The following is a 15,626-nucleotide window of genomic DNA, read 5'->3' on the forward strand; positions in this document are numbered from 1 at the left end:
TTGCGTAAACGGTTACAAGGCCGTTAGATCGGCTGGCGACCGGCAAGCGGCGGCGGGAGAGAATGATGGCGACGGTCCGGCTGAGAAAGGCAGTCAAGGCGTTTGGACCGGTCGAGGTGCTCAAGGGCATCGACCTCGACGTCGCCGCCGGCGAGTTCGTTGTATTCGTCGGTCCGTCCGGCTGCGGCAAATCGACCTTGTTGCGCAGCATCGCGGGGCTCGAGACGTTGAGTTCGGGATCGATCGAGATCGACGGTCGCGCAGTCGACGACATGCCGCCTTCGGATCGCGGCATTGCGATGGTGTTCCAGTCCTACGCGCTCTATCCGCACATGAGCGTCCGCGATAATATGGGATTTGCGCTCAGGCTCGCCGGGCGCTCGAAGGCGGAGATCGCCGCTGCGGTCGATGCGGCCGCGCAGACGCTCGACATCACGCCCTTGCTCGACCGGCGCCCCCGCGAATTGTCTGGCGGCCAGCGGCAGCGCGTCGCGATCGGCCGTGCGATCGTGCGCCAACCCAAGGTCTTCCTGTTCGACGAGCCGCTATCGAATCTCGACGCCGCGCTGCGGGTACGCATGCGCTATGAGTTCGCGAGCCTGCATAGGGCGCTGGCCACGACGATGATCTACGTCACGCACGATCAGGTCGAGGCCATGACGCTCGCCGACCGTATCGTCGTGCTCAACTGCGGCGTGATCGAACAGGTCGGAACGCCAGAACAACTCTATGCCGCGCCCGACACCTTGTTCGTCGCCGGGTTCATCGGCGCCCCGACGATGAATCTGTTGCCGGCGGTGATCGCCGAACGGGCGCCGGGCGGCGTGGCCGTGCGATTGCCTGGCGGGCAAATGGTGACGACGGCGATCGATACCACCCTCGCGCCTGGTGCGGCGGTGACGCTCGGCATCCGGCCCGAACATGTCCAATTGGACGGTGCCACCAACCAGGTGTGCGGTGAGATTCGCATGGTCGAATCTATCGGCTCGGCGCATCATGTTCATCTTGCGGTTGCGGGCCTGCCCGATCCCTTGGTCGCGTCGCTTGCGGAGCGTCCCGCGGGGGAGACCCTGAAGCTGAGCCTTCCGCGCGAAAGACTGCTGTTGTTCGACGACGGGGGCCGGGCGGTGGGGCGCGTGGCTGCGACGCCGCCTCGGATCGCCGCGTGATGACGGGCGCCGCCACCATCACGATCCGCGACGTTGCGCGACGCGCGGCGGTGTCGGTCGCCTCGGCGAGTCGCGCGCTCAACAATCACACCAGCGTGACCGCGGCGACCCGTGAGCGCGTCCTCGATGCAGCGCGCGCGCTTGACTATGTTCCACACCTCGGCGCGCGCAGCTTGTCGCGCGGGCGATCGCACACGATTGGGGTGGTGCTGCCCGATTTGTTCGGCGAGTTCTTTTCGGAGATCATCCGCGGCATCGACTACGCCGCTCACCGGCGCGGTTTGCAGATACTGCTTTCCAATATGCATGGCAGCGCGGACCAGACCGAGGTCGCGATCCGGGCGATGCGCGGCCGCGTCGACGGGCTGCTGGTGATGTCGCCGCAAATCGACGCCGCGATATTGGGACGCAGCCTGTCGCATGGGCCGCCCGCGGTGGTGATGAACGCCGCCGCCGACGGCATACATCCAACAATCGCGATCGACAATCTGGCGGGCGCGCGTGAAGCAGTAGCGCACTTGATCGAGCAGGGCTGTCGCCGCATCGCGCATATCGGCGGTCCGCGCGGTAACGCCGACGCCGACGCTCGCCGCGCGGGGTTCGAAGAAACTATGGCGACGTCGCTCGGCCGCGAGGCCGGAATCGTCATCGACGGCGACTTCAGCGAGGAAGCGGGCATCGCTGCGGCGCAACGCATCTTGACCGAGCAGCCCGCCATCGACGGTGTGTTCGCAGCCAACGACATGATGGCGGTGGCGTGTATGGCGACGTTTGCCGAAGCCGGCGTGCGTGCCCCCGATCAAGTCGCGATCATTGGTTTCGACGGCGTGCCGATCGCGCAATATGTCACGCCCGCCTTGTCGACGATGGCGCTCAATCTTGCCGAGCTGGGGGAGCGCGCGCTTGAACGGTTGGTTGCGTTGACCGAGCACGAAGACGCCGCGCCGACCACCGAAATGTTGACTCCACAACTCGTCGTACGAGCATCGAGCCGTCGTGTTTGACCGCCGCCGCATGCTGCTCGGCGCCGGAGCCCTCGGCGTCGCTATGCCCATCGTCGGCTTGGCCCGGACGCAGGCACCGTTGGACCTGATCGGCGACATTCAACAGCGAGCGTTTCGCTTCTTCTGGGAACGCGCGAACCCGGCCAACGGGCTGATGCCCGATCGCTGGCCGACGAACAGTTTCTCCAGCATTGCCGCTACCGGTTTCGCGCTGACCGCCTATCCGATCGGGGTCGAGCATGGCTGGATCAGCCGTGCTCAGGCACGCGAACGCGTGCTGGCGACGTTGCGTTTCTTCTGGAACGCGCCGCAGGGCTCGCAGCCGACCGGGGTCAGCGGGCACAAGGGCTTCTTCTACCATTTCCTCGACATGCAGACCGGCCTGCGTTTCCGCGACACAGAGCTGTCGACGATCGACACCACGCTGCTGCTCGGCGGCATCCTGTTCGCGGAGATGTATTTCGACCAACCTGAGGAAGCCGAGATTCGTGACCTCGCCCGCCGTATCTATGCGCGGTGCGACTGGCGCTGGTTTCAGCAGCAGGATGCCGGGAAACGCGTTTCGATGGGTTGGCACCCGGAGAGCGGTTTCATCGAGCTGCCATGGTCGGGCTATACTGAGGGGCTGATCCTCTACATCCTTGCGCTCGGTGCGCCCGAACTCTCGCTTGGCCGCGACGCCTATGACGGCTGGGCGTCGACCTACCCCAGCTTCTGGCGCGATTCGAACGCTGGGCGCTTCCTCGCCTTCGCGCCGCAGTTCGGGCACCAATACACGCAGTGCTGGGTCGATCTGCGCGGGCCGCGCGACGCCACGATGCGTGCCGCGGGATTCGATTATTTCGAGAACAGCCGCCGCGCGACGGTCGCCCAACGAGACTATGCGATCGCCAATCCCGGCGGGTGGAAGGGCTATGGCCCCAACATCTGGGGAATGACCGCGTGCGACGGACCGGCCGATACCGTGATCGCCGGGCGCCAGTTCCACGGTTACGCCGCGCGCGGACCGGTCGGCCAGCCCGATGGTCTCGATGACGGCACCATTGCGCCGACCGCGGCGATCGCCTCGCTGCCGTTCGCGCCCGAGATCGCGACCCGCGCCGCTTATGCGTTGCACGATCGCTACGGCAGCGCGATCTATCGCGACTACGGATTTCTGGATTCGTTCAACCCCAGCTTCACCGCGCGCGGCATGGCGGTACAGAATGGCCGCGTTACCGCCGTCGCCGGGTGGGTCGACGGCGATTATCTCGGCATCGACCAGGGGCCGATCATCGCGATGATCGAAAACCACCGCACCGGGTTGGTGTGGCGTTACATACGCCGCCATCCGGCGATCCGTCGCGGGCTGCTGCGTGCGGGGTTCACCGGCGGGTGGCTGGCATGAAGTGGCTGGTGGCGCTTCTGGCTCTCCTGCTCGGCGGGTGCGGCACGGCCTCTTCGGGCGTGGTGCTCGACGTCTGGGCGATGGGGCGTGAGGGCGAGGTGGTCGGCCGACTCGTCCCAGAGTTCGAGGCTGAAAATCCCGGCATCACCGTCCGCATCCAGCAGCTGCCTTTCAGCGCCGCGCACGAGAAACTGCTTACCGGCTTTGTCGGCGACGCGATGCCCGACATGGCGCAATTGGGGAACAGCTGGGTGCCTGAGTTCGCCGCGTTGGGCGCGCTCGAGCCGCTCGATTCGCGCGTCGCCGCGACCTCGGCGATACCGCGCGGAGACTATTTCCCCGGCGTGTGGGATTCGAACCTGGTCGATGGCCGGCTTTATGGCGTGCCATGGTATGTCGACACGCGATTGCTGTTCTACCGCCGCGATATTCTGAAGCGCGTAGGCTATGACCACCCGCCACGCGACTGGGCCGAATGGCGCGCGCAGATGGTGGCGATCAAGAAGGTGGTCGGGCCGGGCAAATACGCTGCTTACTTTCCGTTGAACGAATATGAGCCCCTGGAAATCCTCGCGCTGCAATCACCCAATCCGATGGTGAGGGCGGGCGCGCGGGGCAATTTCCGGAGCCCCGGCTTCAAGCGCGCGCTCGATTTCTATCTCGCCACGATGCGCGACGGGCTGGCGCCGGTCGCCGCATCGACCGACATTGCCAATGTCTGGGACGAGTTCGATCGCGGCTTTTTCAGCTTCTACATCACCGGACCGTGGCAAATCGGCGAGTTCCAGCGCCGCTTGCCCGCCGCGCATCAAAGCGAATGGATGACCGCGCCGATGCCCGGCCCCGATGGCCCCGGCCTATCCAATGCAGGCGGATCGAGCCTGGTGTTGTTCAAATCGTCGACGCACAAGGACGCGGCATGGCGGCTCGTGGCGTTCCTGTCGCGCCCCGACATCCAAGTCCGGTTTCACGCGCTGACCGGCGACTTGCCGCCGCGGATCAGCGTGTGGCGCACCAAGGCACTCGCCAATGACCCCTACGCGCGGGCGTTCGGCGACCAGATGCAGCGGCTGCGCGCAACGCCCAAGGTCCCCGAATGGGAGCGGATCGGCACCGAGATCAAGACGATCGGAGAGAAAGCGGCCCATGGCGAGCTAACCGTGGATCAAGCTGCCGCCGCGCTCGACGCTCGTGCCGACGAGATTCTCGCCAAGCGCCGCTGGATGCTGGCGCGGAGGCACCAATGAGCCGGGAGCGCGCCGCCTGGGGATTCGTCGCGCCGGCGTTGGTCGCGCTCGGATTGTTTTTCTTCGTGCCGGTGATCGCGGCGCTGATCCTGAGCTTCACCGACTTCGATATCTATGCGGTCGCCGACTTGGGCAATCTGCGGTTCGTCGGGCTCGACAATTATATCCAGCTGCTGAGGACGCCATTATTCTGGAAGGCGCTCGGAAACACCGCCTGGTTCGTCGTGCTTGGCGTGCCGTTGTCGATTGCGATGTCGCTCGCCGCCGCCTTGCTGCTCGATAGCAAGCTGGCGCGCTTCAAGGGGTTGCTGCGCACGGTCTATTTCGCGCCGGTCGTTACCACTTTGGTCGCGGTGGCGGTGATCTGGCGCTATCTGCTTCACACCAAATATGGTCTGGTCAATTGGGCACTGGGCGGGATCGGGATCGGGCCGATCGATTGGCTCGGCGACCCGCATTGGTCGATGCCGGCGATCGTGCTGTTCGCGGTGTGGAAAAATTTCGGATACAACATGATCATCATCCTGGCGGGCCTCCAGACCATTCCCGAGGAGTTGCATGAGGCCGCGCGGATCGATGGCGCCAACGCATTCCAGCGGCTGCGCCACGTCACGCTGCCCGGGCTGGCCCCGGTGCTGCTGGTCGTCTCGATCCTGACGATGGCGGGCTATTTTCAGCTGTTCGCCGAGCCCTACGTGATGACGCAAGGGGGCCCCGTCGAGAGCACGGTGTCGATCCTCTATTTCATGTACGACCAGGGCTTCAAGTGGTGGAATTTGGGGTTCGCCAGCGCGATCGCGTTCGTGCTGTTCGCGATCATGTTTGCGCTGACGTTGCTCCAGCTGCGCGTGTCCGACCGGTGGACTCGATGAGGCGCGGCGGCATCTCGGTCAACGTCGCGTTATGGGCGATCGCCCTGTTCGCGGTGGCGCCGCTCGCATGGATGGTATCGGTCAGCCTGATGAACCCGGGCGAAGCATCGTCTTTTCCGCCGCCACTGCTGCCACACCACGCGACCTTCGCTAATTTCGTGACGTTGTTCGCAAGCACCGACATGGCACGGTACCTGGTCAATAGCTTTGTGCTGGGAACGCTGGCGACGATCCTGTCGCTGACCTTCAACGTCGCGGCCGGCTATGCGTTCGCCAAGCTGCGCTTTCGCGGTCGCGACCGGCTGTTCCGGCTGCTGCTGACAGCGCTCGTCATCCCCGCGCAGGTGGCGATGATCCCGCTATTTCTGATCTGCAAGATGCTCGGCGTCATCAACAGCTTTGCCGGGGTGCTGATCCCGTCGATCGCCAGCGTGTTCGGCATCTTCCTGGTCCGTCAGTATGCGCTGTCGATCCCCGACGAGATGATCGAGGCGGCGCGGATCGATGGCGCCAGCGAGGTCCGCATCTTTCGCTCGATCGTGCTGCCAACCCTCAAGCCGATCCTGGCGACGCTGGCGACCTTCAGCTTCCTGGGTGCCTGGTCGGACTTCCTGTGGCCGCTGATCATCCTCAACGACAGCCGCAAATACACGCTGCCCGTCGCGCTCGCCAATTTGAGCCGCGAGCATGTCCAGGATGTCGAGTTGATGATGGCGGGGAGCGTAGTGACGCTGGTGCCCGTGCTGCTGCTCTTCCTGGTGCTGCAACGCTATTACATCGCCGGACTGATGGCCGGGAGCGTCAAGGGATGAAGAGGTTTTTGATGGCCATTGCAGCAGCCGCAAGCCTCGCCGCGACCAAGGCGCCAACGCCTCCGGAAGGCGTCCAGACCGCGCAGCTGGCACCGGCTGCGGGCGGCTATCCCTACCTGATTTTCTTGCCGAAAGGTTATGCTGCGGCGCCCACGCAGAAATGGCCGCTGTTGGTGTTCCTGCATGGCTCGGGCGAACGCGGTACCGATATCGAACTGGTCAAGAAAAACGGGCCGCCCAAGGCCATCGCACAACATTCGGGGTCGCCGTTCATCCTCGTTTCGCCGCAGCTCGAGTTGGCCGAGGGTAACCGTTGGGACCCCGAGCGGCTCGACTTGTTGCTGGTCGATCTGCGCCGCAAATATCGCGTCGATTCCAGCCGCATCTACCTGACGGGCCTCAGCCTTGGCGGCTACGGCACCTGGGCATGGGCATTGAAGCGCCCGGATCTATTCGCCGCGATCGTGCCCGTCGCAGCGCGGTCGGAGGATGCCAGTGCCGACCCTTGCGTGCTCAAGGACACGCCGATCTGGGCGTTTCACGGCGACCAGGACGATGTCGTCGATCCGCAGGCGGGGTTTGCGATCGTCAAGGCGGTGGACGCGTGCAAAGGAAGCGTGCGGCCCAAAATGACCATCTATCCGCAAATGAGCCACGGATCGTGGGAGCCGGCTTACGATGACCCGGCGATGTGGCGCTGGCTGCTCGAGCAGCGTCGCGCGACGCCAGCACCGGGCGATCTCGAACCCAATATTTCAGCGAAGAAAAGGCCCGTTAACCGATGACCAATCCGTTTCCCGACGATTTCCTGTGGGGATGCGCCACCGCCGCCTATCAGATCGAAGGTTCGCCGCTTGCCGACGGTGCGGGCGCGTCGATCTGGCAACGCTTCAGCCACGACCCGCGGCTGATGGCGGCGAAGGGCGACACCGGCGACGTCGCCTGCGACCATTACCACCGGATGCCGCAGGACGTGGCGTTGATGAAGGAACTGGGGCTGAAGGCGTATCGCTTCTCGGCTGCGTGGGGCCGCGTGTTGCCCGAGGGAACCGGCCGCGTGAACGCTGCGGGGCTCGATTTCTACGAGCGGTTGGTCGACACGCTGCTGGAGCACGGCATCGAGCCGCTCTGCACGCTCTATCACTGGGACTTGCCGGCGGCGCTCGACGATCGCGGCGGCTGGCTCAACCACGACAGCGCGGAATGGTTCGCCGACTACGGCCGCGTGATGTTCGATCGGCTCGACGGGCGCGTGAAGAAATGGGTGACACTCAACGAGCCATGGGTGATCACCGATGGCGGCTACCTCCACGGCGCGCTCGCCCCCGGTCACAAGAACGTATTCGAAGCGCCGATCGCCAGCCGAAACCTGATGCGCGCGCATGGCGCCGCGGTGAAAGCGTATCGAGACGTCGGGAAACACGAGATCGGGCTGGTGGTGAACCTCGAGCCCAAATACGCCGCCTCCGGCGCGCGGGAGGACCAAGCCGCGACCGCGCGCGCAACCGCCTACATGAACCGCCAATATCTCGATCCTGCCGTGCTCGGCAGCAACCCGCCCGAACTCGCCGAGATATTCGGCGAGGCATGGACGGACTGGCCGGCTGAGGACATGGCACTGGCCAAGCAGCCGATCGATTTCGTCGGGGTCAATTACTATACGCGCAACGTTGCCAAGGCCGACGACAGCTTCCCGGTGCGCGCCGGCATGGTCCGCCAGCCGAGCGCGACCTACACCACCACGGACTGGGAAGTGTACCCACAGGGGCTGGTCGACGTCCTGTTATGGGTGAAGGACCAGTATGGCGATCCGGCGCTCTATGTGACCGAAAATGGCGCGGCGTTCTATGACCCGCCCATGGCCGAACAGGGACGGGTCGAGGACCCATTGCGCGTGTCGTACCTGAAGCAGCACATCGCGGCAGTCGGCCAGGCGATCCAGCAGGGCGCGCGGGTCAAGGGCTACATGCTGTGGTCGCTGCTCGACAACCTTGAGTGGTCGCTCGGCTTTTCCAAAAGGTTCGGAATCATCCACGTCGATTTCGCGACACAGGAGCGCACGCTGAAGGACTCGGCTAAATTATACAGGGAGGTGATAGCTATGAACGGAGCAAACTTGAGCTGATCGGCTCGCGAAGAAGTTCGAGGTCAGGGAGAGCCTTCGCGCAATATGCGTTCTGAAATCGCGCGGTCGATCGATCCCTGTTATGCCGAATCGCTTCCCTGTTACGAGAATTAAATTCCCTGTTCGGCGAATTAACAGGGAAACGGCTTTTAGCGGCGGCTAACTTGCGGATTTCGCCGCGTTAAATGGCGCGGCAACTGCCTAAATCGGTCTCGATTGGCCTGTTTTGAGCGGAAATTTTAGATTTTTCCCTGTTATGGCGAATAACAGGGAAACTCACCCGACCATGAAACCGGAAGAGACCCGCCCGCAATCGCGCGCGCACTGCCGCGCAGTTCGCGGCCGAGAGAGGACCGCCCAATGGTTTGCGGACGAATAGGGCCGCAAGGCCGGGCGCTTGGAGCGCGGCCCCTGATCAAGAGACTAGTTCTGGGGGTGCTTGGCGGAGCGGGAGGGATTCGAACCCTCGATACGCTTTTGACGTATACTCACTTTCCAGGCGAGCGCCTTCGACCACTCGGCCACCGCTCCGCATGCCGGGAGCCCTGGCCCTAGGCGGCGGCGCGGCGCGGCGCAAGCGCTTGCCCCGACGGGCCGCCTTGTGGCAGCTTCGTTTCCATGCCGATCCTATTGCCGCTCGCCGCCGCGTTATTCGCGCAAGCTGCCACCCCAGCACAGCCCGCCCCCAAACCGCCGCTGTCGCCCAGCGATATCGTCGCGGCTGCACCCGCCTCGGCGTGGCGGACGATCCCCGACGACGACATATTGATCTTCACGCTCGCCAATGGGCGCCGCGTCATCGTGCAGCTCGCGCCGGCGTTCGCGCCGCGGCACGTCGAGCGGATGCGGGTCCTCGTCAACGCGCGCTGGTGGGACTCGACCAGCGTCTATCGCGTGCAGGACAATTACGTCGCGCAGTGGGGCGACGTGACCGAGAAGAAGAAGTTGCCCGCCGGTGTCGCCGACGATGGGCCGGCCGAATATATTCGCACGGCAGGCGTGCCGAGCGTTCGGCTGACCCGGCCCGACAGTTTCGCCAGCATCGCGGGGTTCGATGCGAGCGGCTGGCCGATCGCGTCGGACGGCAAATCGAGCTGGTTGACGCATTGCTACGGCATGGTCGGCGTCGGGCGCGACCTGGCGCCATCGGTCGGAAGCAGCGCGGAACTCTATGCGGTGATCGGACACGCGCCGCGCGCGCTCGATCGCAACATCGCGTTGGTGGGACGGGTGATCGAGGGGATCGACGCTTTGTCGTCGCTCGAGCGCGGCACGGGCAAGCTCGGCTTCTACGGCGATGCGCAGAAGCCGACGCCGATCGTCAGCGCGCGGCTGGCGAGCGCGCTGCCGGCCGGCGACCGACCGCATTTCGAATATCTCGCGCCGACCTCGCCAGCCTTCGCGCGCTATCTCCACGCGCGTGAGAACCGCGAGCCGCCTTTCTTCACCGTGCCCGCAGGCGGGGCCGACATTTGCAACGTGCCCGTGCCGGTGCGGCCAAAGAAATAACTTTAGCCGCCGATCCAGTCGGCGACTTCGCCGGCTACCTGGTTGGCGGCTTGGTTGAGTGCCGGGCCGACCGTCGTATAATCGATCGGCGAGATCGGCATGCGCGCCTCAAAGCGCTTCTTCTCGACCTTGCTCGAGTCGGCGCCGCGGATCAGCGCGCCATCAAAGGTCACCACCGCCTCATGGGTCGACCCGTCGATCCCGAAATTGCGCAGATCGCCCGACAGTCGCGCGCCGGGGTCGCTGAACGATTGCGCGGTCGACAGCACGACGCGGCCGGTCTTGGCCGCGATCGTGTCGGACATCAGCCGCGCGAACAGCCGCTGCGGCGCCTCGACCCAGGCGGCGTTGGTGACATAGGCGACCGAGTCCCCGGTCGTCACCGGGATCCGCGCGACCGCCAGGCTCTGCGGCACCGCCGGCACGATGATCGTGATCGTCTTGGCGCTCGCCGAATTCTGCGAGGCGCCGACCGGCAACGTCGTGGTCGGTGTCAGCGTCAGCAATGCCTTGGGCGGTTTGCCGCCGAAACTCAGACAGCCGGCGAGCGGCAGCGCCAGGACGAGGAGCGGAGCGAGAGTGCGGATGCGCGTCATTTACTTGCCCTTGTAGTCGGGGAGCTTGGGGCTGCCGACGATCGACCCGGCGCCGCCGCGATCGATCTTTTCGGCGACCGACGACAGCGACGCGGCCATTTCGCGCAGGTCGTGGACCAATTGACCAACCTCGGGGATGGTCTGTTTCGAAAAGGCCTGCAGTCCCGGCCGCGCATCGCCCAGCGTCGCGTCGAGCGTCTGCATCGCGCGTTGCGCCGATCCGATCGTCTTGTTGAGATTGGCGATGGTGGGCTTGATGTCGTTCGACAGCACGCCGTTGGTGGTCGCGGCGAGATCGCCAATCTGCTGCGACGCGACGCCCGCTTTCTGGATCGCGATCCGAGTCTCCGCCAGCGTCGCGGCGATTTCCGGCCCACGATCCGCCAGCGCCTTGGACAATTTGTTGGTATTGTCGAGGATGCCTGCGATCGACACTTGGTTGCGGTCGCTCAACAGCCCGGTGAGCTTTTCGGTCAGCGTCGTCAGCCGCTCGAGCAGTTGCGGCGCGTTCGACAGCAAGGCGCCCAGCCCTCCCGCTTTGGCCGGGATCAGCGGCACCCCCAGCGGGCACGCGCTGTTCGAGCAATCGATCAGCGGCTTGCCGGTCTGCGCGCCGTCGAGCTGGACGGTCGAGGGACCGGTAAAGCTGCCCTGGACCGCCGCCGTGGTGCCGAGCAGCACCGGCGTCTTGTCCTCGACCGACACGCGCACGCGGACGAATTCGGGGGACTTGGCGTCGAGCGCGATGTCCTTGACCTGGCCGATCGGCACGCCGGAGAAATTGACCGCGGAGCCCTTTGCCAAGCCATCGACCGATTGCTTGAAATAGATGTCGTACTCGCGCTTGTTCTCGGAGCCGAAGCGCGAGATCCACACCATGAACAGCGCCAGCACCGCGAGCAGGATCAGCACGACCCCGCCGACGAGCACATGGTTGGAACGCGTTTCCATCACTTAGCCCCTGCTTGTTGCGGCACGTCGTCTTGCGCTTCCTGCGTCGCGATCGCGGCGCGCCCCCGCGGTCCCTTGAAATATTCTTCGATCCACGGATGGTCCAACGCGATCAACTGGTCGATGGTACCGACCGCGATCACTTTTCCATCGGCCAGCACCGCGACGCGGTCGCAGATCGCGTAGAGCGAGTCGAGATCGTGGGTGATCAGGAACACGGTCAGCCCCATCGTCCGCTGGAGCGATCGAGTCAGTTCGTCGAATGCCGCAGCACCGATCGGGTCGAGCCCGGCGGTCGGCTCATCGAGGAACAGCAATTCGGGGTCGAGCGCGAGCGCCCGGGCGAGCCCGGCGCGTTTCTTCATGCCGCCCGACAGTTCCGCGGGGTATTTGGGGCCGGCGTCGGCGGGAAGGCCGGTCATCACCACCTTGTACGACGCGATCTCGTCGAGCAGCACGGCGTCGAGATCGGGGTAGAATTCCTTGATCGGCACCTCGACATTCTCGGCGACAGTCAAGGTCGAGAACAGCGCGCCGCCCTGGAACAGCACGCCCCAGCGCTTGCGGATGTTGGTCGCCTCGGTCTCCTCGCGGCCGATCGTCGGCTCGCCGAAAACGGTGACTTCGCCGGCATCGGGCGTCTGCAGCCCGATGATCGATCGCATCAGCACCGACTTGCCGGTGCCCGATCCGCCGACCACGCCAAGAATTTCGCCGCGATAGACGTCGAGGTCCAGATCGTCGTGCACCACCTGATCGCCGAAGCGGTTCTTGAGCCCGCGCACGCGAATGACGACGTCGCGGCCCTTGGCCTGCGCGGAAGCGGGAGCCGGGATGGCGGTGTCGCTCATGGCCAGCCGATCCAGGAAAAGAACACTGCGAAGAACGCGTCGAGCACGATCACCAGGAAAATTCCCTGGACCACCGCAGCGGTGGTACGCAGACCAACCTGCTCGGCGTCGGCTTCGACCTGCATTCCCTGGAAACACCCCGCCATCGCGACAATCCCGCCGAATACGGGCGCCTTGATCAGCCCGATATAGACGTCGGTGATCGGCACCACCTCGCGGATCCGCTGGACATAGGTGATGAACGGGATATCGAGCGACGCCCAGCACAGCAACCCGCCGCCGATGATCGCGATCAGCGCCGAATAGAAACCGAGCAGCGGCATCATGATCACCGTCGCCATCACGCGCGGCACCACCAAAGCTTCCATCGGCGACACCCCGATCGTGCGCATCGCATCGATTTCCTCGGTCAGCTTCATTGTGCCGATCTGCGCCGCGAACGACGAGCCCGAGCGGCCGGCCACCATGATCGCGGTCATCAACACGCCGAGCTCGCGCAGGCTCAAACGACCGACCAGATTGATCGTATAGACCTCGGCGCCGAACTGGCGGAGCTGGACCGCGCCTTGTTGGGCGATGACCAGGCCGATCAGGAAGCTCATCAGCCCGATGATGCCGAGCGCGGTGACACCCACCACTTCGAAGCGCTGGACGGTCGCGTTGAAGCGGAAGCGGCGGTTCTTGATGATGCTGCCGAACGCGAGCGTCGTCGCGCCGAGAAAGCCGAGCAGCCCGTACAGCGTCTTGCCGGCCTGAATCGTGGCGTCGCCGATCTCACCCAACACTCGGCGAAAAGCGGGGACGCGCTCGCCGCGGATGCTGACCGGCTGGTCCGCCTGCTGGACTTGCTCGAACAGATGCCGCTGGTCGGCGCTCAGCCCCTCGACCGCAGCGCCGGTCTTCTGCGCATAGCGGTGGATCGTCCAAGCGCCGATCGTGTCGAGCCGGTCGATCCCCGCCAGATCGAGCCGTTCGACCGCGCCGTCATGCGCGGCGAGCCGGTCTGGCAAGTCGCCGAGATTGGCCAGCGACAGCCTGCCCGCAAAACGCAGCGTCTTGCCGCCATCGGTCTCGGTGAAGGTCGCAGGATCGCTCATTCGTCGGCAACCATGAAAGATATTGGCTGGATCGGCAACAACATGCGCGTCATGACGCACGCAATGCACCGCCTGGCAATCTACGACATGGACAAGACGATCACCAAGGGTGCGACCTGGACGCCGTTCCTGGCGACCTATGCGCGGCGTCGGTGGTGGGACGTGCTTCCGCTGATCGCGACGTTGGGGCCAGCAGGATTGTACCTCGCCAAGCGGATCGACCGTGCCCGGCTCAAGGAAATGACGCAGGCGCTTGTGGTGGGCCGCCGCGCGAAGCTGGCGACCGTCGCCACGGCGGCCGAGCGGTTCGGCAAGCGGGTCGCTGCCAAGAAGGTTCGCGTCGACGCCCGGGCGCGAATCGCGGCGGATCAGGCTGCCGGATATCGAGTCGTGCTCGCGACCGCTTCGTACGATTTCTACGTCCGTCCGATCGCGGCGGCGCTTGGCATCGCGGATGTGATCGCCACGCCGTCGACGGTGGACGGCGACCGGCTGATCGCGCGAATCGCGGGCGAGAATTGCTACGCCGACGCCAAGCTGAGGATGATCGAGGCCTGGATGGCGGGGGAGGGGATCGCGCGCGCCGACGCGCATGTCCGCTTCTATTCGGACCATGTCTCCGACGCGCCGACGCTCGACTGGGCGGACGAGGCGTTCGCGGTCAACCCGCACGTCCAGTTGCGCGACATGGCGCTGGCAAAGGGCTGGCCGATCCTCGACTGGCGCTAGAACGCCACGTCGAGCGCGTGGATCGCAAGCCCGACGAGGCCGCCGACCAGCGTGCCGTTGATGCGGATATATTGGAGATCGCGGCCGACTGCGTTTTCCAGCCGTCGCGTGATCGTCCGAGCATCCCAACCGCGCACCGTCTCGGACACCAGCCGCACGATCGCGTCGCCATAATCGGCGGCGGCGCCGACCGCGGCGCGGCGGACGAAGCGGTTGATCGTGCGCGCCAGTTCGGGATCGTCCTGAAGCGTCGTGCCGAGCTGACGCAGCGCTTCGCCAAAGCGCCCCGCCATCATCGAATTGGGATCGCGCGCGATCTTGAGCATCGCCGCGCGCATGTGCTCCCAAATGCCCTGCCACCAATCCGCGAGCGCTGGATTGTCGAGCAGCTCGGCCTTGAATCCCTCGACCCGCGCCCGCATCGCATCGTCGTGCTGGAGGTCGTGCGCGAGCTGCGCGAGCCCCTCGTCTGCCTTGGCACGCAACGGGTGGTTGGGCTCCGACGCCATGTCGCGGATCAGTCCGTCGAGTCCGGCGATGATCTTGTTCGCCAGCGTCTCGTCGAGCCCGGTCCAGCGCATCAGCGATCCCGCGCGCTCGTGGACCATCGCGCGGATCACCGGCTCGTTGGCCTCGAGCAGCTTGGCCGCCCATTTTACGATCCCGTCGAGCAGCGGGACGTGGCGGTTCTCGGCGATCGCCGCGTTCAGCGCGTTGCCGAGCAAGGGCGAGATCTCCAGCGCGCGCAGCCGCTGCGCGAGCGTCGCGCGCACCATCCCACCCAATCGCTCCTGATCGAGCGATTCGAGCATGTCGGCCGCGAGCCGCGACGCACCGCGGCGCAACCGACCCTCGGTCGCTCCCTTGGGATCGGCCAGCCAGCGCCCGGCTGCGGCGGCAACGTCGACTCGCCGCATCCGCCGGGCGACCACGGTGGGGATCAGGAAATTGTCGCGCAGGAATTGCGCGAGCGTGTCCCCGATCCTGTCCTTGTTGCGCGGCACGATCGCGGTGTGCGGTATCGGCAGGCCGAGCGGGTGGCGGAACAGCGCAGTGACCGCGAACCAGTCGGCGAGCCCGCCGACCATCGCCGCCTCGGCGAAGGCGCGGACGAACCCCCAGGCCGGGTGGCCTGCATCGAGCGATCGCGCGAAGAGGTAGAGCGCTGCCATCGCGAGCAGCAACGCGGTCGCGACGATCCGCATCCGCGTGAGCGCAGGCGGGATGGCGGCCGAGCCGTTGAGAAGCGCGCGCGGCAGCGTCATTGAAAGGACAAT

General features: G+C 65.4%; 15 protein-coding genes and 1 tRNA gene. 10 read left to right on the forward strand and 6 right to left on the reverse strand.

Annotation, left to right across the window (positions count from 1 at the left end; all coding sequences use genetic code 11):
* Positions 1-65 precede the first annotated feature (65 nt).
* Genes VH326_RS13900 through VH326_RS13935 form a run of 8 tightly spaced genes read left to right on the forward strand, consistent with a single transcriptional unit; the run spans position 66 to position 8,616 of the window.
* Positions 66-1,169, forward strand: coding sequence for a sn-glycerol-3-phosphate ABC transporter ATP-binding protein UgpC (locus tag VH326_RS13900; protein ID WP_329632435.1), 1,104 nt, complete (start codon positions 66-68; stop codon positions 1,167-1,169).
* Positions 1,169-2,173 carry a LacI family DNA-binding transcriptional regulator gene (locus VH326_RS13905; RefSeq protein ID WP_329632436.1) on the forward strand — a complete coding sequence of 335 codons (1,005 nt, stop codon included), beginning with the start codon at positions 1,169-1,171 and terminating at the stop codon, positions 2,171-2,173. Before VH326_RS13900 ends, VH326_RS13905 begins: the two co-directional genes overlap by 1 nt.
* Positions 2,166-3,560 (forward strand): glucoamylase family protein, encoded by a 1,395-nt coding sequence (locus VH326_RS13910; RefSeq protein WP_329632437.1) that lies wholly within the window; start codon positions 2,166-2,168, stop codon positions 3,558-3,560. Before VH326_RS13905 ends, VH326_RS13910 begins: the two co-directional genes overlap by 8 nt.
* Positions 3,557-4,807, forward strand: a complete 1,251-nt coding sequence (locus tag VH326_RS13915) for a sugar ABC transporter substrate-binding protein (protein ID WP_329632438.1) — start codon at positions 3,557-3,559, stop codon at positions 4,805-4,807. Before VH326_RS13910 ends, VH326_RS13915 begins: the two co-directional genes overlap by 4 nt.
* Entirely contained in the window at positions 4,804-5,679 is an 876-nt protein-coding gene (locus VH326_RS13920) for a sugar ABC transporter permease (RefSeq protein ID WP_329632439.1), read from the forward strand. Before VH326_RS13915 ends, VH326_RS13920 begins: the two co-directional genes overlap by 4 nt.
* Positions 5,676-6,491, forward strand: a complete 816-nt coding sequence (locus VH326_RS13925; RefSeq protein WP_329632440.1) for a carbohydrate ABC transporter permease — start codon at positions 5,676-5,678, stop codon at positions 6,489-6,491. The genes VH326_RS13920 and VH326_RS13925 overlap by 4 nt, the downstream gene beginning before the upstream one ends.
* Before the next feature lie 11 nt (positions 6,492-6,502).
* Positions 6,503-7,276 carry a prolyl oligopeptidase family serine peptidase gene (locus tag VH326_RS13930; protein WP_329632441.1) on the forward strand — a complete coding sequence of 258 codons (774 nt, stop codon included), beginning with the start codon at positions 6,503-6,505 and terminating at the stop codon, positions 7,274-7,276.
* Positions 7,273-8,616 carry a GH1 family beta-glucosidase gene (locus VH326_RS13935; RefSeq protein WP_329632442.1) on the forward strand — a complete coding sequence of 448 codons (1,344 nt, stop codon included), beginning with the start codon at positions 7,273-7,275 and terminating at the stop codon, positions 8,614-8,616. Before VH326_RS13930 ends, VH326_RS13935 begins: the two co-directional genes overlap by 4 nt.
* A gap of 440 nt (positions 8,617-9,056) precedes the next feature.
* Here VH326_RS13935 and VH326_RS13940 read toward each other — a convergent pair.
* A tRNA-Ser gene (locus tag VH326_RS13940) sits at positions 9,057-9,147 on the reverse strand.
* 87 nt (positions 9,148-9,234) lie between these two features.
* Between VH326_RS13940 and VH326_RS13945 the strand changes: the two genes are divergently transcribed.
* Entirely contained in the window at positions 9,235-10,125 is an 891-nt protein-coding gene (locus VH326_RS13945) for a peptidylprolyl isomerase (protein ID WP_329632443.1), read from the forward strand.
* A 2-nt stretch (positions 10,126-10,127) separates the two neighbouring features.
* Here VH326_RS13945 and VH326_RS13950 read toward each other — a convergent pair whose 3' ends face one another.
* The 4 genes from VH326_RS13950 to VH326_RS13965 are packed head-to-tail and all read right to left on the reverse strand — an operon-like array spanning position 10,128 to position 13,620.
* A complete protein-coding gene (locus VH326_RS13950; protein ID WP_329632444.1) occupies positions 10,128-10,721 on the reverse strand; it encodes an ABC-type transport auxiliary lipoprotein family protein in 594 nt (197 codons plus the stop codon).
* The gene (locus tag VH326_RS13955; protein WP_329632445.1) at positions 10,722-11,672 is read right to left on the reverse strand and encodes an MlaD family protein; all 951 of its coding nucleotides are present in this window, start codon (positions 11,670-11,672) and stop codon (positions 10,722-10,724) included.
* On the reverse strand, positions 11,672-12,523 hold the full coding sequence (locus VH326_RS13960; RefSeq protein ID WP_329632446.1) for an ABC transporter ATP-binding protein: 852 nt from the start codon (positions 12,521-12,523) through the stop codon (positions 11,672-11,674). Before VH326_RS13960 ends, VH326_RS13955 begins: the two co-directional genes overlap by 1 nt.
* A complete protein-coding gene (locus VH326_RS13965) occupies positions 12,520-13,620 on the reverse strand; it encodes an ABC transporter permease (RefSeq protein ID WP_329632447.1) in 1,101 nt (366 codons plus the stop codon). Before VH326_RS13965 ends, VH326_RS13960 begins: the two co-directional genes overlap by 4 nt.
* A gap of 12 nt (positions 13,621-13,632) precedes the next feature.
* Between VH326_RS13965 and VH326_RS13970 the strand changes: the two genes are divergently transcribed.
* Complete coding sequence (locus VH326_RS13970; RefSeq protein ID WP_329632448.1) at positions 13,633-14,349, forward strand: HAD-IB family hydrolase; 717 nt, start codon at positions 13,633-13,635, stop codon at positions 14,347-14,349.
* Here the strand turns inward: VH326_RS13970 and VH326_RS13975 are convergent.
* The gene (locus VH326_RS13975) at positions 14,346-15,614 is read right to left on the reverse strand and encodes a DUF445 domain-containing protein (RefSeq protein WP_329632449.1); all 1,269 of its coding nucleotides are present in this window, start codon (positions 15,612-15,614) and stop codon (positions 14,346-14,348) included. The genes VH326_RS13970 and VH326_RS13975 overlap by 4 nt on opposite strands.
* Positions 15,615-15,626: the final 12 nt, after the last annotated feature.

Source organism: Sphingomonas sp., from assembly GCF_036269755.1.
Classification (GTDB): domain Bacteria; phylum Pseudomonadota; class Alphaproteobacteria; order Sphingomonadales; family Sphingomonadaceae; genus Sphingomonas.